Below are 16,766 nucleotides of genomic sequence, written 5' to 3' on the forward strand. Positions count from 1 at the left end.
TGTAATCGGAAAAAGCGATTACATCCAGTCTGTTCGTTTCAAACGATGGGTTCCCCGGGCTTCTGGGCAAAACTGGCCAGCACCTGTTCCACATAAGGGCGGATCAGAGGAAGTTTGGGATTGTTCTTCCGGTAGATCAGGTACCCTTCCGCCTTCAGGGGCAGCTGGAGTTCATGCCAGCCGTTGTGATGGCCCAGGGTCCTCAGCAGCCGTTCCGGCAGCAGGGCCCCTGCCCCGTTTTCCTGGCAGTAGTGGATCATGGCATAGGGAGTGGACAGCCGGGCGGAAATCATGGGTTCCCGGTTTGTGCCGGCAAAATAGTCCTGGTAGATCTGGTTCATGAAATAGCTGGTAGGATACAGCACCAGAGGCCGGCTGAGCAGCTGGCTCCGGGTAAGGGGAAAGTCTCCCACCGGCAGGAGGGGTGCATAATACACCAGATTGTCCGTACAGAAGTGGATCACTTCATAGGCATTCGCCGGTTCCCGGTCCGGCAGGGATTCTTTCACAAAATAGGTGGAAACCACGTCCAGCCGGCCCTCGGTAAGAGCCTGGTGGATCTGGTAGGTGGGCAGATCAAACACGTTGAACCGAAGGCTGGGGTTGGTCTGGCGGAAATGGGCAATGTGCCGGTTCATGTGGATGTCCCCCAGGGACCGGAGGATCCCCACATTCAGCTCCACCGGCTGGGATTCTGCCACTGACCGGGTGTCATAGACGATTTTCCGCAGCCCGTCCATCCATTCCGTCACCCGGGCCAGGAAGACCTTTCCTTCCTCCGTCAGCTGGCTCCCCCGTTTGGACCGGTGGATCAGGGGGATCCCCAGGGCAGTCTCCAGGTTCTTGATCTGGGCGCTGAAGGCGGATTGGGTAATATGGGCCTCCCGGGCCGCCCGGGCAAAGTTCCCCACCCGTCCGTATATAATGAAGCATTCCATTTGGGCAATGGTCGGTAAATCTCCAGGCATGGCAATCTCTCCGTTGTGGTATAAGTTGTTCTTATTATAACAGATTGAGGAGAGGTGGTTAAGAGGGTAATGGGTAAGGGCGTGCCCAGTCTCTCCTTATTCTACAACCGCCTGATAAATCTTCTCCGACAGATCTGCCATGGTTTCGTAGGGGGTGTAGTTCCGGGTGAAGATCACCAGTACATAATCCCCGTTGGGGGTATACACGATGCCCCCGTCGTGGCGAAGGTCGTTGACTTCTCCCGTCTTGTGGGCCACCACCGTTCCCCGGGGCAGATCCCCGGGGATGCTGTCGTTGTCGGTCTGACGTTTGTAAATTGCCAGCATTTCCCGGTCCTGGGCCGGGCTCACGCATTTCCCCTGATACAGCCGTTTGAACAGCAGAGCGATGTCCCTGGTGCTGGTCAGGTTCTCCCTGCCGGCCGCCATGGCTTCTGTATCCATCATCTTCCGGCGGAGGACACTGTGGGTGTACCCATGGCGCTGCATATAGGCGTTGATCCGGTCCATGCCCAGCCGGTCGATGAGCAGGTTGGCGGCAGTGTTGTCACTTTCGGTAATCATCAGTTCCAGGGCCTCCTGGAGGGACACTTTGCTGCCGTACCCCCGTCCCTGGAGGACCCCTGCCCCGCCCACTACATTGTCCGGGGTAAGGGTGAAGGTTTCATTCCGGCTCAGGCTGCCGTTCTGGATGTCTTCATAGGCTTTGGCCAGGATGAAGACTTTGATCATGCTGGCAGCGGTCATGGTCTCACTGCCCCGGTACAGGCTCTGGTTGGTGGACAGATTGGTGAAGTACACCTGGGCAGGGCCGGCCGCCTGGATGATCCTGCCGATTTTCTGCATCCGGGGGCTGAGAGCAGCCCTGGCGGAAGCCGCCGGTGCACTGGCCTGGGCGGTACGGGGCATTCCCACCCCGGGCAGCAGAAGAAGGCCTGCCAGTACCAGGCCCATTCCCTTGTTCAATGGTTTCAAAAGAACTTCACTCCTTCTCCGGCCAGCCGCGCCTTCAGGCCCCCCATGAAACGGGGCCCCGGGTCGGTTTTGCCGTGATAATAGCCAGATATGTTTTCTTTCCATAAAGAGGTATGCCGGGCCAGGTCCTGCTGATAATGGCCCAGTACCCACTGGATAGTGGGGTATTTGCCCCGAAGATACCGGATCAGCCGTACATTGGCTTCCATCTGGGCCTGGGTCAGGTCTTCCCGGCCCTCCACACCGCCTACGTTCTCAATACCGATGGAGCACCAGTTCAGGCCGATGGCATGGCGGTTCAGAGCGGTTTCCGGGGTCAGCTGCCAGATGGTGCCGTCCCGGTCTACCAGGTAGTGGGAGGCCACATTCAAAGTGCCGTTTTTCAGCCGGGGATTTTCCTCGTTGTAAAAATACCGGTACACCCCGTCCCGGGAATTGGACGCCGTCCAGTGGACCACCACCGCCTGGGGCACAATGGTTTCCATTTCCCGGCCGTAGTGGATCCGGGCATAGTCCCTCATCAGCCGGCGGCGCAGGTCCGTAAAGGCAAGGGGACGGACCACCATGGCCGGTCTGGCGGGCGTGAGGGTTTCCTGTACCCTGGCGGCCCGGGCTGACGGTTCCGCCCCGGCGTATTTTCCCTGGACCGGGCTCCCAGGGCAGATGGCCAGGACCAGTACTCCCGCCAGCGCAAGGGCCTGCCCGGCCCGTTTTTTCTTGTTCATGGGCTCTCCTCCTTTCCGTCCATTGTACTCCTCAATTGTTTTTTCTTCCAGTCCGTTCAAAAAGAAAGGGACATTGCTCCCGCAACATCCCTTTGCCAAACGGAATTTTTCACTGTCCGACAGGACCGATTTCGATTTCGTCGATTTTTCCTTTTTCGATTTCAAAGATCAGACCCACCCCGGGCATTCCGGCCGCCTGGTAGATGATTTTATCCCCACGGACCTTGTCCGGTTTTCCGTAGGTCTCCTCCAGGACGGAAGCGTCCATGCCCACACGGATTCCTTCCGGGGTTGCCCAGCCGTTGTTGGCGGACACTTCTATATGATAGACGGCTCCTTCCGCCAGATGGATGGATACCCCATCCCCATATTCGTATTCCACCACCGATCCGGCTGGATGGGAAGAGGAATGTTCCTGTTCCGTTTCCGTGGGGGTGCCGTATATCTGCCGGACATAGGATTCCCCGGTCCCATAGCCAATGCCGCCCAGGTACAGGGATTTCTGGGGTACCGATGCCAATGCGGCCGAAGCAGCCAGTGTCAAAAGTGTCGTAAGACCTGCAATTGTCCATTTTTTCATCTGGTCCATCCTCCGTGTTTTTGAGAATTATTATTGATAACCATTTTATCATAATTATATGGCAATTTACAACTGTTTTTTAGAAAAGAGCAGAAGCAAGGCCCCCTGGGCGGCCGGGACGGGCTCCCCTCCGGGTAGCCCCTACGCCGTTGGGGGCGAATCCTCTCGTTCGATCTGTTGGACGTGATTGGCTGACTGTTGACAAAAAAAGTACTGCACATGTCCGATTTTCCCATGTGCAGTACTCTTTTTTCACTTTTTCCCCCCAAACAGACACCGCATGGAATTCAGCACGCAGAGGATCAGGACTCCGGTATCGGCGAAGATGGCGAACCACATGTTGATGAACCCCAGAGCCCCCAGAACCAGGCTGATGACCTTGATGCCGATGGCGAACACGATGTTCTGGTACACGATACCCACGCATTTCCGGGCGATCCGGATGGCTTTGCTGATTTTCAGCGGGTCGTCGTCCATGAGCACCACATCTGCCGCTTCAATGGCCGCATCGCTGCCCAGGGCCCCCATGGCAATCCCCACATCCGCCAGGGACAGCACCGGGGCGTCGTTGATCCCGTCCCCTACAAAGGCCACTTTCTCCTTGGGCTCTTTCCGGCGGATCAGCTCTTCCACCTGTTCCACCTTTCCCTGGGGCAGCAGCTCGCTGCGGACTTCGTCGATGCCCAGCTCTTTGGCCACCGCTTCCGCCGTCCGTTTCTCATCCCCGGTGAGCATGATCACCTTTTTCACCCCGTTGGCTTTCAGGGTCCGGACGGCTTCCACGGCATGGTCCTTGATCCGGTCGGCGATCAGGATGTGTCCATGGTATGCCCCGTCGATGGCCACATGGACCAGGGTCCCCACCATATGGCAGTTCACATAGGGAATGTGGAGCATTTCCATGAGTTTGGCGTTCCCGGCGGCCACGGTATGGCCGTCCACCCGGGCCACCACCCCTTTACCCCCGTATTCCTGGATATCCGTCACCCGGCTCCTGTCGATGGGTTTGCCGTAGGCCTGCTGGAGGCTTTTGCTGATGGGATGGCTGGAGGCACATTCCGCCAGGGCCGCCATTTCCAGCACTTTTTTTTCTTCCAGTTTGTTGTGATGGACGGCGGAAACTTCAAACACCCCCTGGGTCAGGGTCCCGGTCTTGTCCATCACCACATAGGCCGTATGGGCCAGGGTTTCCATATAGTTGGATCCCTTGATCAGGATCCCCTGCCGGCTGGCGCCCCCGATCCCCGCAAAGAAGCTGAGAGGAATGGACAGCACCAGGGCGCAGGGACAGCTGACCACCAAAAACAGTAGGCTCCGGTACAGCCACATGTGCCACAGAGGCGCCATGCCCAGGGCCATCCGCACCAGAGGAGGCAGCAGGAACAGGGCCAGTGCCGCGCTGCATACCGCCGGGGTATAGACCCGGGCGAATTTGGTGATGAACACTTCAGATTTCGCTTTCCGGGAGCTGGCGTCTTCCACCAGGTCCAAAATCCTGGATACGGTGGATTCCCCGAACTCTTTGGTGGTCTCTATGGTCAGCACCCCGCTGAGGTTGATGCAGCCGCTGATCACTTCATCCCCGGGGGCCGCTTCCCGGGGCAGGCTTTCCCCGGTGAGAGCCGCCGTATCCAGACTGGACCGGCCTTCCACCACCCGGCCGTCAATGGGGACTTTTTCCCCGGGCTGGACGATGATCCGGGTGCCGATGGCCACATCATCCGGGTCCACCCGGACCAGTTTCCCGTCCCGCTCCACATTGGCATAATCCGGCCGGATATCCATCAGTTCGCTGATGTTCCGGCGGCTTTTGTCCACGGCATAGTCTTCGAACAGTTCCCCCACCTGGTAGAACAGCATGACGGCCACCGCTTCCGCATAGTCCCCGTTCTGGTAGATGCCCAGACCAAAGGCCCCCAGGCTGGCCACCGCCATCAGGAAGTTCTCATCCAGCACCTGGCCCTTCCGGATATTTTTCGCCGCCTTCAGCAGGATGTCCCAGGCCACGATCAGATAGGCCGCCAGATAGGGCAGCAGATGGAAAAAGCGGTATTCCAGGGCCACCCCTTCCCCGCTCCAGGCATCCGGCAGAAAGGCCCCGGCCACCGTCAGCACAAAGGCGGCGGCGATCCGGCCGATCATAATTTTATTTTCCTGTTCCATGGTCCCATCCCCTCCGGTATCCATTCAGCCATTCTTTAACAGTAAATCTTGAAATCGTCATCCAGTTTGGCCACAGCCGCCTGGCAGCGGCCCATGACTTCCGCCGGATCCGCCCCCTCTGCAAAGGTCACCTTCAGCTTCAGCAACATGAAGTTCAGCACCGCATCCTGGACTCCCGGAGTGGCCTTCACCGCTTCTTCCATCTTGGCCGCACAGTTGGCACAGTCCACTTCCACTTTATAACTCTTTTTCATGATTCTTCCTCCTTGCTCTTGCCTAACGATTAAACAATCGTTTAATTGTTTTTCTGACTTATTTATACCACAAACCGAAAAAATAAGCAAGAGAAAGGGGAATTTTTCTTCTTTCTCTTGCTTATAATTCAATAACTGTTTATTTGTTTACAAAATGCTCAGCAGATGGTAGGCCACAAAGGTAACGATCCAGGCCGTTGCCAGCTGGAAGAAGGCTTCAAAAGCCGTCCATTTCCAGCTGCCGCTTTCCTTGTGGATGGTAGCCAGCGCCGCCGCACAGGGCACGTACAGCAGGCAGAAGATCATCAGGCAGACTGCGTTGATGCTGGTAAAGCCGATGGATTCCAGGTCGGCGGCAAATTCCGCCATGCCGGCCCCGCTGCTGGCGTTGGTGATGCCAAAGAGTACGGCACAGCTGGATACCACCACTTCCTTGGCGGAAATCCCGGCCAGAAGAGCCAGACAGATCTGCCAGAAGCCCAGGCCGATGGGCCGGAACACCGGCACCAGCACATGGCCCATAATGGCGCCGAAGCTTTCTCCTGCATCGGTGGTGTAGCCGCTGGGGCCGAAGTTCAGCAGGAACCAGATCAGGATGGTGGCCACGAAAATGGTGGTCCCGGCCTTTTCCAGGTAACTCTTCACCTTTTCCCACATGTAAATGCCCACAGTATGCATATCCGGCAGCTTGTATTCCGGCAGCTCGATGAGCAGGAAGTCTTCCGTCTGGCGGTGCTGGGCCTTTTCAATGCCATGGAGCACCAGAGCCACCAGGATGGCCACCAAAAGGCCGATCAGGTACATGGAATAGGCCACTACCATGGCATGGCCGCCGAAGAACATCTCTGCAAACAGGATATAGATGGTGAGCCGGGCGTTGCAGCTCATAAAAGGCGTCACCAGCATCACCTTGTACCGGTCCCGCTTGTGTTCCAGGGCACGGGATGCCATCACAGCCGGCACCGTGCACCCAAAGCCCAGGAGCATGGGGATGAAGGCCTTCCCCGACAGCCCCAGACGGCTCATCACGTCTTCCATTACATAGGCCACCCGGGCCATATACCCGGAATCTTCCAGGAAACCCAGTGTCAAAAACAGGATCAGGATATTGGGCAGGAAGGTGACAATGGTCCCCACGCCCCCCAGGACCCCGTCGATGATCAGGGATTTCAGGGCATCGCTGACGGACCAGGCGGTGAGCAGCCCTTCCAGTCCGTCTCCGAACCAGCCGATGAAGTCTTCCATATACCCCTTCAGCCAGTCCCCTACGGTAAAGGTCAGGAAGAACACCACCGCCATGATCAGCAGGAACACGGGGATCCCCCAGAACCGGTCCGTCAGCACCTTGTCCAGCCGGTCCGTCAGCTTGTCGCTTTCTTCCTTGTGGAGCAGCACTTCGTGGATGATTTCTTCAATGAAATCATATTTTTCCCGGATGATCCGGGTTTCGTAGTTCTGGTCCAGGATATCCGGCCGGTCCACCGGGTGTTTTTTCAGCACTTCCTGGTCCTGTTCCAGCAGCTTGATGGCATGCCACCGGGGATTGATGATGTCCGGATATTTCACTTCCAGTTCCGCGATCAATTGGTCGATCCGGTCCTCAATGGGATCGGAATAGACCATGGCGTACATTTTGTGGTCCAGCCGGTGGGCCCCCACGGCCTTGTGGTCGTGGATCAGCGGGTCCGTGTGTTTGGCGTCCCGGTGATGGATGGCCGCATGGAGCAGCACGTCCAGACCCCGGCGCTTCCGGGCGGAAACAGGGATCACCGGGATTCCCAGCATTTCCGGCAGCCGGTGCAGGTCGATTTCCATCCCCCGTTTTTCCACAATGTCCATCATATTGAGGGCCATAACCACCGGCTTCCCCAGTTCCAAAAGCTGGAGGGTCAGATACAGGCTCCGTTCCAGGGCGGACGCATCCACCACGTTGATGATCACATCCACTTCGTCACTGAGGATGAAGTCCCGGGAAACGATTTCTTCCATGGTATAGGAGGTGAGGCTGTAGGTGCCGGGCAGATCCACCAGGTGGATGTTCATGTTGTGGCGCCGTATGGCCCCTTCCACCTTTTCCACGGTGACCCCGGGCCAGTTGGCCACCTTCAGGTTAGCCCCGGTAAAGGCATTGAACAGGGTGGTCTTCCCGCAGTTGGGGTTCCCGATGAATCCGATGGTCAGGTTCTGGGCATCGTGGAGATGCTTTTCAGGCTGCTGCATATCAGTCATGGTCCACCTCCACCTTGTCCACGGTAATGTTCCGGGTCATGTTGTAGCCCAGGGCAAACCGGGTGCCCCGGAGCAGGATCACCATAATGCCCTTTCCCTTCCGGGTAATGCAATGGATCCGAGTCCCCAGGGTCATCCCCAGGGCCTGGAGCCGCCGTTCAATCTGGAACGGCAGATCGATCTGAGTAACGACTGCAGACTCCCCTGTCTGCAAATCCTTTAAAAGCATGTACTGTTTTCCCCCTGTAAGTAAATTCAGCGGTAAAGGAAACTGCCCAGTAACTGAAGGCCCGTATCCCTTTATGCATAACTAACCGCATTTGTAATTATAATCAATTACCCGGGTATTGTCCACAGGAGGGAGGGGCGGCCGGGACGGGCTCCCCTGCGGGGAGCCCCTACACCGTTGGGGTCAAGGGTTTTCGTGCTATTGATTGGACGGGGTCGGCACAGGGACGATGAAAACCGTTTTCCCCGCATCCCTGCCGAATCTCCGACCGTGACGGCGTAGGGGCGAGCCGCAGGCACGCCCTTCCCTGGCCTCCCGGAAAGCCCGGGCCAAAATGGCCTTCTTCAGCAAATCGATCTGGGCAAGGGCGGATTAAACAGAATCAGGGAATACCGTAGTGAAGCGTGCTGCATGACCTCCGGCCAAACCCATCCACCGTCCTGCGGACGGTCCCCCTTCCCTTTCAGGGAAGGACTTCAACGTGGTATGCCATTGGTTGCCCGGAGAAACGGACCCCCGTGCAGGCGGGTGGCTCTGGCGATATTTTGCCTTCGGCAAAAATCTTGAACCGCCCCTACGGCGGTGGGCGTGGCATAGGATGAAAATCGGACCGCACGACTGTACCGGCTGGCACCAACTCAACTGTCTTTACATCCTTGCCCTTCCATGTAAACTGTGGGATAATAAATAGAGTGAAAAAAGGAAGCAAAACAGCACTGGAAGCAAGGAGATGGTACTATGGTAGCAGCAGACTGTATGGGAAAGTACATTCTCCAGCACTTGGAGGAGGCACTGGAAAACCACTGGGTCCAGGTGTATTATCAGCCGGTGATCCGTACCCTTACAGGGAATCTGTGCGGTCTGGAGGCCCTGGCCCGATGGGTGGACCCCCAGTCGGGAATCCTTTCCCCGGCCACCTTCATCCCGGTGCTGGAAGAGGCCCGGCAGATCCACCGGCTGGATGCTTATGTGCTGGAAGAAGTGTGCCGCACCATCCGCCAGCGGCTGGATGCCAACCTTCCCATCATCCCGGTTTCCTTCAACCTGTCCCGGTATGATTTCTCCAGCCTGGATGTTTTTTCCCTGGTGGAAGATACCCGGCAGAAATACAACATTCCCCGGGATTTCCTCCATGTGGAGATTACGGAAAGCGTCCTGGCCCAGAATGCGGAAGAGGTGCACAAGGAGGTGGACCGGCTCCGGACCGAAGGGTATGAAGTGTGGCTGGACGATTTCGGCAGCGGCTACTCTTCTCTCAACATCCTGAAGGACTTCCAGCTGGACCTGATCAAGCTGGACATGGACTTCCTCCGGAATTTTACGGAAGCGTCCCGGATCATTGTTTCTTCAGCCATCACCATGGCCAAGCGTCTGGGGATCAAGACCCTGGTGGAAGGGGTGGAAACCCGGGAACAGGCGGACTATCTGGCTTCCATCGGCTGCGGACGGCAGCAGGGGTTCTACTACGGAAAGCCCCAGCCTCTGGAGGATACCCTGGCTTTGATGGAACAGGAAAAACGGGTGGTGGAACCCCGGAAGTGGTGCCACTATTATGACCGGGCCAGCGGCGAAATCCACGAAACGGACAGTCCCCTGGCTCTTTTTGGCATGGATGAAAAAGGGGCCATCCGTTATCTTTATACCAATGAGGCTTATGACAATGCCATCCGCCACATGAGCTACACCCTCCAGGAGATCCAATACAATCTGAATCATCCGGAAAACAGGGATGCCCTCCGCACCTACCTGTTCTGTGTGGAACGGTCCCGGACCACGCACCGACCGGAATCCTATGTCTACATCGACGGCGGAGATTACGTGCTGGTCCGGCTCCAAGTGGTCTGTGAGATGAACGGCCATCTGCTGATCACCACCACCCTCACCAACGTTTCCCAAAGCAACGCCCAGATCCGCCAGAACAAAATGGATGCCAATCTCCGGTATCTGTACAGCATGTTCGATGATGTGAACCTGGTGGATTTGAAAAAAGATACCATTGAGATGCTTTATGCCAACAACAACTCCAGCCATGTGTCCGGTCCCTGGAAGTTCCAGGATATCCGGACGGCCTTGAAGGATTTTGCCCGGAAGAGGATATTCGAGGAAGACCAGGCGACTTATCTGGCCTTCACGGACCCGGACACCGTGCTGGCTCGCATCCAGAAAAGCCCCACCGGAAGGATTTCCCAGCTGTTCCGGTGCCGGAACAGCACGGGCAACTACACCTGGCGGGAATGTATGGCCATCCAGCTGACCCATGGGGACAGTTCTCTGATGCTTACGGCAGACCGGACCCTGGAAGATGAGGATAGAATGCCGGTTGTTCCTGCAAAAACGGCGGAGGTCCTCCCTACCCTGCTCTGGGACAGCCTGAAAAAGAACACCCAGATCAAATATTTCTGGAAGGACCGGAACCGCTGTTTTCGGGGGGCCAGCCAGGCCTTTCTGGACCATTACGGCTTCCAGTCTGAAAAAGAGATTATCGGGAAAACCGATGAGGACATGAACTGGCACCGGGATAATATCCCCTACCGACAGGATGAACTGGATGTCCTGCAAAAGGGAATCACTGTTAAAGATGTGCCGGGAGAATGTATCGTAAAAGGCCAGCTCCATTCCATTACCTGCAGCAAATGGCCCCTGTACTGGAACGGGCAGATCATCGGGCTTATGGGATTTTTTCTGGATATGGAGGAACTGAACCGAAAGCTGCGTCACGAACTCCCTACACCCTATGATGATGTGATGTCAGGTCTGCGGAACCGGCAGGGATTCCTGGAAGACCTGATCCACTGCCAGGAAGGTGCAGAAGGAGAGGCCCGCCTCTATTGTCTGATTTTACTGGAAAGCTGTTTTGATGACTATCTGAAAAAAAGCTACGAACCGGCTCTGCTCCGGGATCTGATCCGGAAAGAGGCTCAGATTATCCAGAACCTGGCTGGCAAAGATTCCGCCATTTCCCGGCTCTACAATTCCACCTTTACTATTATCCGCCGGGAAGCCAACCCGGAAGAATCGGAAGCCCTGGCCCGGAAGATCCAGAAACGGCTCCAGGCCATCCACCAGGTCAACGGGAACCCGGTAACGGTAACTTTCCGCTGGAGCATCGTCCATTCCACCGATCCTCTGCTGAAGAAAAAAATCGGTCCCAGCCAGATCTATCGGCTGGCGCTGAAGAAGTTGAGGGAAGAATAAAAGGGACTGCTGCACGCAACGTGCAGCAGTCCCTTTTATTCTTCCACCACTTCCGCCTTGAACACCATAATGGTATCCGCATCGCTGCAGCAGAACTCGGCGGTGCCTTTAGGCTGGCCGGGGATCTGGCCTCCGTACCGGAGAATGTCGATGTAGGGAAAGGCACAATGCATGGCCATGGAGCAGATTTTGCCCCGGTCTTCGTCGAAATCGAAGACCTCCCCCACATGATGGCCCCGGTGGCAGCCCATCTTCCCCCGCCGGTCGGTAACGGTGATCCGGATCTTCGGTCTGCGTCCAGCCATGGCTTTCTCCCTATTCCAGGGTCAGCAGCAGAGCCATTTTAAAGGGCTTTTCTGCCTTCACCCAATGGAGCCCGTTTTTGGCGAACCGGAACTGTTCCCCCGCTTTCAGTGTATGGGCCTTTCCTTCGTAACCGATGATCCCTTCCCCGTCCAGGGCAAAGATCAGGGCATCCCCGGGGGCCGCATGTTCACTGAGACCGGTGCCGGCGTCAAAAGCCATGACCACGAATTTCATCTTGTCATTGTGGACCACATCCATATTCACGATCCGGCCTTCCTGATAGGGCAGCAATTCTGCCAGTTTGAATGCTTTGCCTGCTTCCACTGCTTTGTTCATGATATCCTCCTTCTGAATCTCTACTTCCACATACACCGTATCCACTTCTGCGCTCATGCCCACAGGGACTCCTGTAGGAGTCAGGATACTCTGACCCGGTTCCAGCACCGTGCCTGCCAGGGCTCCGGTGAGCTGGAGTCGGCCTTCCTGGACCAGGAGCAGTTTGTAATAGGGATAGATCTCCCCGCTGATGTCCGTCCCAGCCCCCAGAGAAAAGACCCACACCGGGTTCCGTCCTCCGGCGATCTGCTGGGAAACCGTGCACCCGGCCACCGGCTGATGGGTCCGGCCCAGAGAAAACACCTGTCCCGCCGTCAGTTTCATGGGTACCACCTGCTTTCCTTTTGTTGGTTGTATTGTAACATGGGAAAAAGGGAAAGTACGTTGGTGAGACAACAAAAAAAGCTGCTGCTCTTGCAACAGTCCCCTTTTTTATTCCTCCCCCTCCGGCAGCTTCTGGAAGAACTTACGGATCAGCACAACTGCCAGGAGGAAGCCGCAGAAATCGGAAACGCTCTGACTCCATTCCAGGCCGGTGATTCCCAGGGCCCTGGGCAGCACCAGCAGAGTGGGAATCAGGAACAGGCCGCTGCGTCCGGCGGCCACCAGCATGGCTCCGGCGGTTTTCCGGGTGGTCTGGAGACACATGTTGGTTAAAATGGTGAGAGGCACCAGGAAGAAGGTAAGGGCCTGGCACCGTAAGGTACGGGACCCGATGGCAATCACCAGGGGATCATCCCGGAACTGTTCCAGGATGGGTACCGCCCACACAATGGCAGCGGCAGCGGCTATGAGAGCGAACAGGGTGCCGCTTTTCACCGCAAACCAGAAGCCTTCCCGGAGCCGGCGGTACTTTTTGGCTCCGTAGCTGAACCCGCATACCGGCTGGAAACCCTGGCCGAAGCCGATAATCACGGAGGCCGCAAAGAAACTGAGCCGGGTGACGATGGACATGGCTGCAATGGCCGCATCCCCGAAGGCCCCGGCCGCCACATTGAGGAAAATGGTGGACAGGCTCTGGGTGCCCTGGCGGATCAGGGACGGAGCCCCTCCAGCGATGATTTCCTTCAGGATGGGCCAGGATGGATGCATGTTCTTCAGCCGGATGGGGATGTTGGCCCCCTGCCGGGTCATGAAAAGGAGGATGCAGAAACTGACGAACTGGCTGAGGATGGTGGCATAGGCCGCCCCGGCCACCCCCAGATGGAACTGGAAGATAAAGAGAGGATCCAGGAACACGTTGAGGAATCCTCCGATGGTGATCCCCACCATGGCAAAGGCGGCGCTGCCCTGGAACCGGAGATGGTTGTTCATCACCAGGCTGGACATCATTACGGGCGCCCCCACCAGGATCACGCTCATGTACTGGACTGCATAGGGCAGGATGGTAGGGGTGGAACCGATAAGGGTAGCCAGCTGGGGAGCGAACAGGTTCCCCACCACTGCAATCAGAAGGCCGCAGAGAAACACGTACAGGAAGCTGGTGGAAGCCATGGTTTCCGCCTCCGGCCGGCGTCTGGCCCCCAGGAGCCGGGAGATGCTGTTGCCGGAGCCGATGCCGAAAAAGAAGGCAATGGCATGGATGATGGCCATGGTGGCAAAGGTGACCCCCACCGCTGCAGTGGAGGCGGTATCGATTTTGCTGACGAAATAAGTGTCCGCCATATTGTAGAAGCTGGTGCACATCATGCTGATAATGGAGGGCAGGGCCAGGGAAGCAATCAAAGGCTTCACCGGGGCCTCCAGCATCTTCTGGTACTTTCTGGCTTCTTTGGAAGGCTGAGGTGCTGTATCTGACATAAGAAAACCGCCAATCTGTCCGGACTGGGCTGGACAAGTATTTTTTCTATTATACCATAAAGGAGCTGTTGCATGAGCAACAGCTCCTTGTCAATGGTCAATTGTCAATGGCCGATGGAGGCTCTTATTTCCCCAGGGCATCTGCCTGGATGATGGCGGCATAGAGCTGATCTTCGGTTACGTCGGCCACCATGTTGTGGATGCTTTCTCCGGGCACACAGGCAGCTCTGGCAATCTGCCGGATCTGTTCATCGGTGGTGATGCCCAGTTCGGCCAGGGTGGTGGGCAGGCCTACTTCTTTGCAGAAGCCCTGGACATCCCGGAATTCATCCTCTTCCACCCCTTCCAGCACCAGCTGGACCAGGGTACCGAAAGCCACACAGTTTCCGTGAGGAGCGCTGTGACCGCCCAGGGAGGTGATCCCGTTGTAGAAGGAATGGGCACAGGCCAGCCCGCCGTTGTCCGCCCCCACCCCGGACAGGTACACATTGGTCTCGATGATGGCATCCAGGGCCGGGGTCACCACCTGGTGTTCCACGGCGGTTTTGGCCTGGGCCCCGTAGTTCCGGAGGTTTTCGTAGCACAGTTCACACAGGGCCATGGCGGACCGGGTGATCCCGCCGTTTTCCAGGCTGGGCGCATCGGTCCGATAGCAGGCCCGGGCTTCAAAATAGGTCCCCAGGGCATCCCCCATGCCGGCCACCAGGAACTTCACCGGTGCATGGGCGATGATATAACTATCCACCAGCACCCCGTCCGGATTGTTGGGATAGAACAGGTAGCTGTTGAAGGAACCGTCGTCGTTATAAATCACGGACAGCCCGGTGCAGGGAGCATCAGTGGCTACCACTGTGGGAATGATCACCACCCGTTTTCCTTCGTAATGAGCCGTGGCTTTGGCGGTATCGATGGCGGACCCGCCGCCGACCCCTACCACCACATCGATGTTTTCCGCCCGGACCATTTTCCGGAACTTGTCGATTTCCCCTACACTGGAGATGCCTCCGAACACTTCGTAGTGCCGGTGGGTATCGCTGGTGCCGAAGCTTTCTTCCAGTTTGTTATGGCAGGTCCGGTGGCCGCTCCGGCTGCAGATGAACAGCCAGTTCTTCCCCAGATCCTTGAAATAATCGTAGAATTCCTTCAGGGCTCCACTCCCCTGTACATATTTCAGCGGTGCACGCATGAGACGCAGTCTTGCCATAGTGAGTTCCTCCTTTGTACTGAAAATCTCTCTCAACCAGAGAAATCGTGTCCTTTGGAGACAGATTTTTGTTTATTGTATTATACCATAAAAGATAAGTTTTTAACAATAATTATTGATTCTTTAAAAGATAAACAAAACGGTTTTCTATAAGTTTTATGCCTTGCGTGTTTTTTCCAAAAATTCAGTAGGCGAACGTTCCAAAATATGTTACAATAGTTTTACAGAGTTTTTACATTTTTACAAAGTCTTTATAAAGGAGGAAGATTTGTATGAAACTCAAAAAGTGGCTGGCTGCGTCCGCCATCTGTGCCCTGGCCCTGGCTGTTGGTGCCTGCGGGGGCAAGAAAGCTCAGAAAGCGTCCGGTGAATGGAAACCCAACAAGGACATCAAGGTCATTGTAGCCTACAAGGCAGGGTCCGGCACGGATACCGGTGCCCGGGTACTCTGCAAGGATGCGGAAAAATTCGTAGGCAATACCCTGATCATCGAAAACAAACCCGGCGCTGACGGAAAGATCGGCTGGACGGAACTGTCAAAAGCCAAACCGGACGGCTACACCATCGGCTTCATCAACCTGCCCACCTACACCACCCTGGCTCTGGCCAAGAATGCTTCCTTCGATGACAAGAGCATCGTTCCCATCTGCAACCATCTGAAGGAAACCGGGGTTGTGGTAGTCCGGAAGGACAGCCAGTTCAACAGCCTGAAAGATCTGGTGGAATATGCCAAAGCCCATCCGGGCGAACTGAAGGCTTCCACCAACGGGGTACAGGCTTCCAACCACACGGCAGCCCAGCTGCTGTCCACCACCGCCAAGTTCAAATACAATGCGGTGCCTTACGGCGGTACCGCTGACCAGCTGCTGGCCCTGCGCCAGGGCGAAGTGGACTTCTCCTGCGCCAAACTGGGGGATGTGGAACCTCTGATCCGGGGCAGCAACGCAGCCCTGAAACTGTTGGGCGTATTCTCTGAAAAACGCCTGGACAACTACAAAGATGTGCCCACCCTGGGTGAACTGGGCTACTACAACAAGTGGTACGGCTCCGCCCGTGCTCTGGTGGCTCCCAAAGGCACTCCGGAAAACATCATCAAATTCTATGAAAATGCCTTTAAGATGACCATGACCGATGAACAGACCATCCGTGACCACAAGAACGCCGGTCTGGAACTCCACTACATGGACAGCAAGGAACTGGGCAAACTGATCCAGGAACAGATGACCTTCTGCAAAGACGTGGTCAGCAAACTGTACCAGGACGCCTGAATGACACAAGCGGAATAAATCGGGGGCTGCCAGGGTGCAGCCCCTCTTTTGAGGGGAAACCATTATGAAAAAATCGGAACTCAGTGTAGTGATCTTCATGCTGGGATTCTGTGCCTTCTTCTTTTACGAGACACTGCAACTGCCTCCGGCGGCACAGAGCTATCCCAAATTCGTCATCGGCCTGTTGGCCGTGCTGACTCTCATGCAGCTGGTGAAGATGGCCTGCAGCTGCCACGGCCATTTCACCATTGTCAACGATCTGCCGGAAGTGTGGACCCATTTCCTGCCCAGGCAGTTCTTCACCTTCCTGATTGCCTCCATCCTTTTCTTTGTGCTGATGGTGCTGATCGGATTTTATCCTTCTGCTATTTTATATCTCCTGTTCATGCTGCACTTTTTCCACATTGAAAAGAAGTATATGGCCATCACCCTGGTGGTGCTCATGGCCCTGATCTATATTGTCTTCAGCGAATTCCTGTCCGTGCCTCTGCCGGACGGCCTGCTGCTGGAAGAACTGCTCTAGGAAAGGGAGGA

At 56.3% G+C, this 16,766-nt stretch carries 15 protein-coding genes; 3 read left to right on the forward strand and 12 right to left on the reverse strand.

From position 1 onward, the window contains the following. Positions 1-38: 38 nt before the first annotated feature. The 8 genes from ACTQY5_RS01340 to ACTQY5_RS01375 form a co-directional block, all read right to left on the reverse strand. Positions 39-968 (reverse strand): LysR family transcriptional regulator, encoded by a 930-nt coding sequence (locus ACTQY5_RS01340; RefSeq protein ID WP_022487805.1) that lies wholly within the window; start codon positions 966-968, stop codon positions 39-41. A 96-nt stretch (positions 969-1,064) separates the two neighbouring features. After that, positions 1,065-1,943 carry a serine hydrolase gene (locus ACTQY5_RS01345; RefSeq protein WP_022487804.1) on the reverse strand — a complete coding sequence of 293 codons (879 nt, stop codon included), beginning with the start codon at positions 1,941-1,943 and terminating at the stop codon, positions 1,065-1,067. After that, the gene (locus ACTQY5_RS01350; protein ID WP_022487803.1) at positions 1,940-2,668 is read right to left on the reverse strand and encodes an N-acetylmuramoyl-L-alanine amidase; all 729 of its coding nucleotides are present in this window, start codon (positions 2,666-2,668) and stop codon (positions 1,940-1,942) included. Before ACTQY5_RS01350 ends, ACTQY5_RS01345 begins: the two co-directional genes overlap by 4 nt. 109 nt (positions 2,669-2,777) lie before the next feature. Then, complete coding sequence (locus ACTQY5_RS01355; RefSeq protein ID WP_279127177.1) at positions 2,778-3,248, reverse strand: hypothetical protein; 471 nt, start codon at positions 3,246-3,248, stop codon at positions 2,778-2,780. Positions 3,249-3,500: 252 nt separating this feature from the next. Next, positions 3,501-5,411, reverse strand: a complete 1,911-nt coding sequence (locus tag ACTQY5_RS01360; RefSeq protein WP_441368684.1) for a heavy metal translocating P-type ATPase — start codon at positions 5,409-5,411, stop codon at positions 3,501-3,503. A 35-nt stretch (positions 5,412-5,446) separates the two neighbouring features. Then, the gene (locus ACTQY5_RS01365; protein ID WP_012938251.1) at positions 5,447-5,665 is read right to left on the reverse strand and encodes a cation transporter; all 219 of its coding nucleotides are present in this window, start codon (positions 5,663-5,665) and stop codon (positions 5,447-5,449) included. A 147-nt stretch (positions 5,666-5,812) separates the two neighbouring features. After that, positions 5,813-7,894: a ferrous iron transport protein B gene (gene feoB, locus ACTQY5_RS01370; RefSeq protein ID WP_441368685.1), complete on the reverse strand. Its 2,082-nt coding sequence runs from the start codon at positions 7,892-7,894 to the stop codon at positions 5,813-5,815. Beyond that, complete coding sequence (locus ACTQY5_RS01375; RefSeq protein WP_022487798.1) at positions 7,887-8,123, reverse strand: FeoA family protein; 237 nt, start codon at positions 8,121-8,123, stop codon at positions 7,887-7,889. The genes feoB and ACTQY5_RS01375 overlap by 8 nt, the downstream gene beginning before the upstream one ends. A gap of 756 nt (positions 8,124-8,879) precedes the next feature. Here ACTQY5_RS01375 and ACTQY5_RS01380 point away from each other — a divergent pair. Beyond that, the gene (locus ACTQY5_RS01380) at positions 8,880-11,318 is read left to right on the forward strand and encodes an EAL domain-containing protein (protein WP_441368686.1); all 2,439 of its coding nucleotides are present in this window, start codon (positions 8,880-8,882) and stop codon (positions 11,316-11,318) included. 35 nt (positions 11,319-11,353) lie between these two features. On the opposite strand, the gene ACTQY5_RS01385 is transcribed toward ACTQY5_RS01380, so the two are convergent. The 4 genes from ACTQY5_RS01385 to ACTQY5_RS01400 all read right to left on the reverse strand — a co-directional run bounded on the left by ACTQY5_RS01385 (position 11,354) and on the right by ACTQY5_RS01400 (position 14,964). Next, positions 11,354-11,623 (reverse strand): TIGR04076 family protein, encoded by a 270-nt coding sequence (locus ACTQY5_RS01385; protein ID WP_441368687.1) that lies wholly within the window; start codon positions 11,621-11,623, stop codon positions 11,354-11,356. Between the two features lie 10 nt (positions 11,624-11,633). Beyond that, positions 11,634-12,284, reverse strand: a complete 651-nt coding sequence (locus tag ACTQY5_RS01390) for a cupin domain-containing protein (RefSeq protein WP_279127151.1) — start codon at positions 12,282-12,284, stop codon at positions 11,634-11,636. A 108-nt stretch (positions 12,285-12,392) separates the two neighbouring features. Continuing rightward, positions 12,393-13,760 (reverse strand): MATE family efflux transporter, encoded by a 1,368-nt coding sequence (locus ACTQY5_RS01395; protein ID WP_229778474.1) that lies wholly within the window; start codon positions 13,758-13,760, stop codon positions 12,393-12,395. 124 nt (positions 13,761-13,884) lie between these two features. After that, a complete protein-coding gene (locus tag ACTQY5_RS01400) occupies positions 13,885-14,964 on the reverse strand; it encodes a glycerol dehydrogenase (RefSeq protein WP_154488160.1) in 1,080 nt (359 codons plus the stop codon). Between the two features lie 272 nt (positions 14,965-15,236). Here ACTQY5_RS01400 and ACTQY5_RS01405 point away from each other — a divergent pair, with 272 nt between their 5' ends. Continuing rightward, complete coding sequence (locus ACTQY5_RS01405) at positions 15,237-16,232, forward strand: Bug family tripartite tricarboxylate transporter substrate binding protein (protein WP_441368688.1); 996 nt, start codon at positions 15,237-15,239, stop codon at positions 16,230-16,232. A gap of 64 nt (positions 16,233-16,296) precedes the next feature. Next, a complete protein-coding gene (locus tag ACTQY5_RS01410) occupies positions 16,297-16,755 on the forward strand; it encodes a tripartite tricarboxylate transporter TctB family protein (RefSeq protein ID WP_022487787.1) in 459 nt (152 codons plus the stop codon). Positions 16,756-16,766: the final 11 nt, after the last annotated feature.

This window comes from Acidaminococcus sp. HCP3S3_H5 (assembly GCF_052122235.1).
GTDB lineage: Bacteria > Bacillota > Negativicutes > Acidaminococcales > Acidaminococcaceae > Acidaminococcus.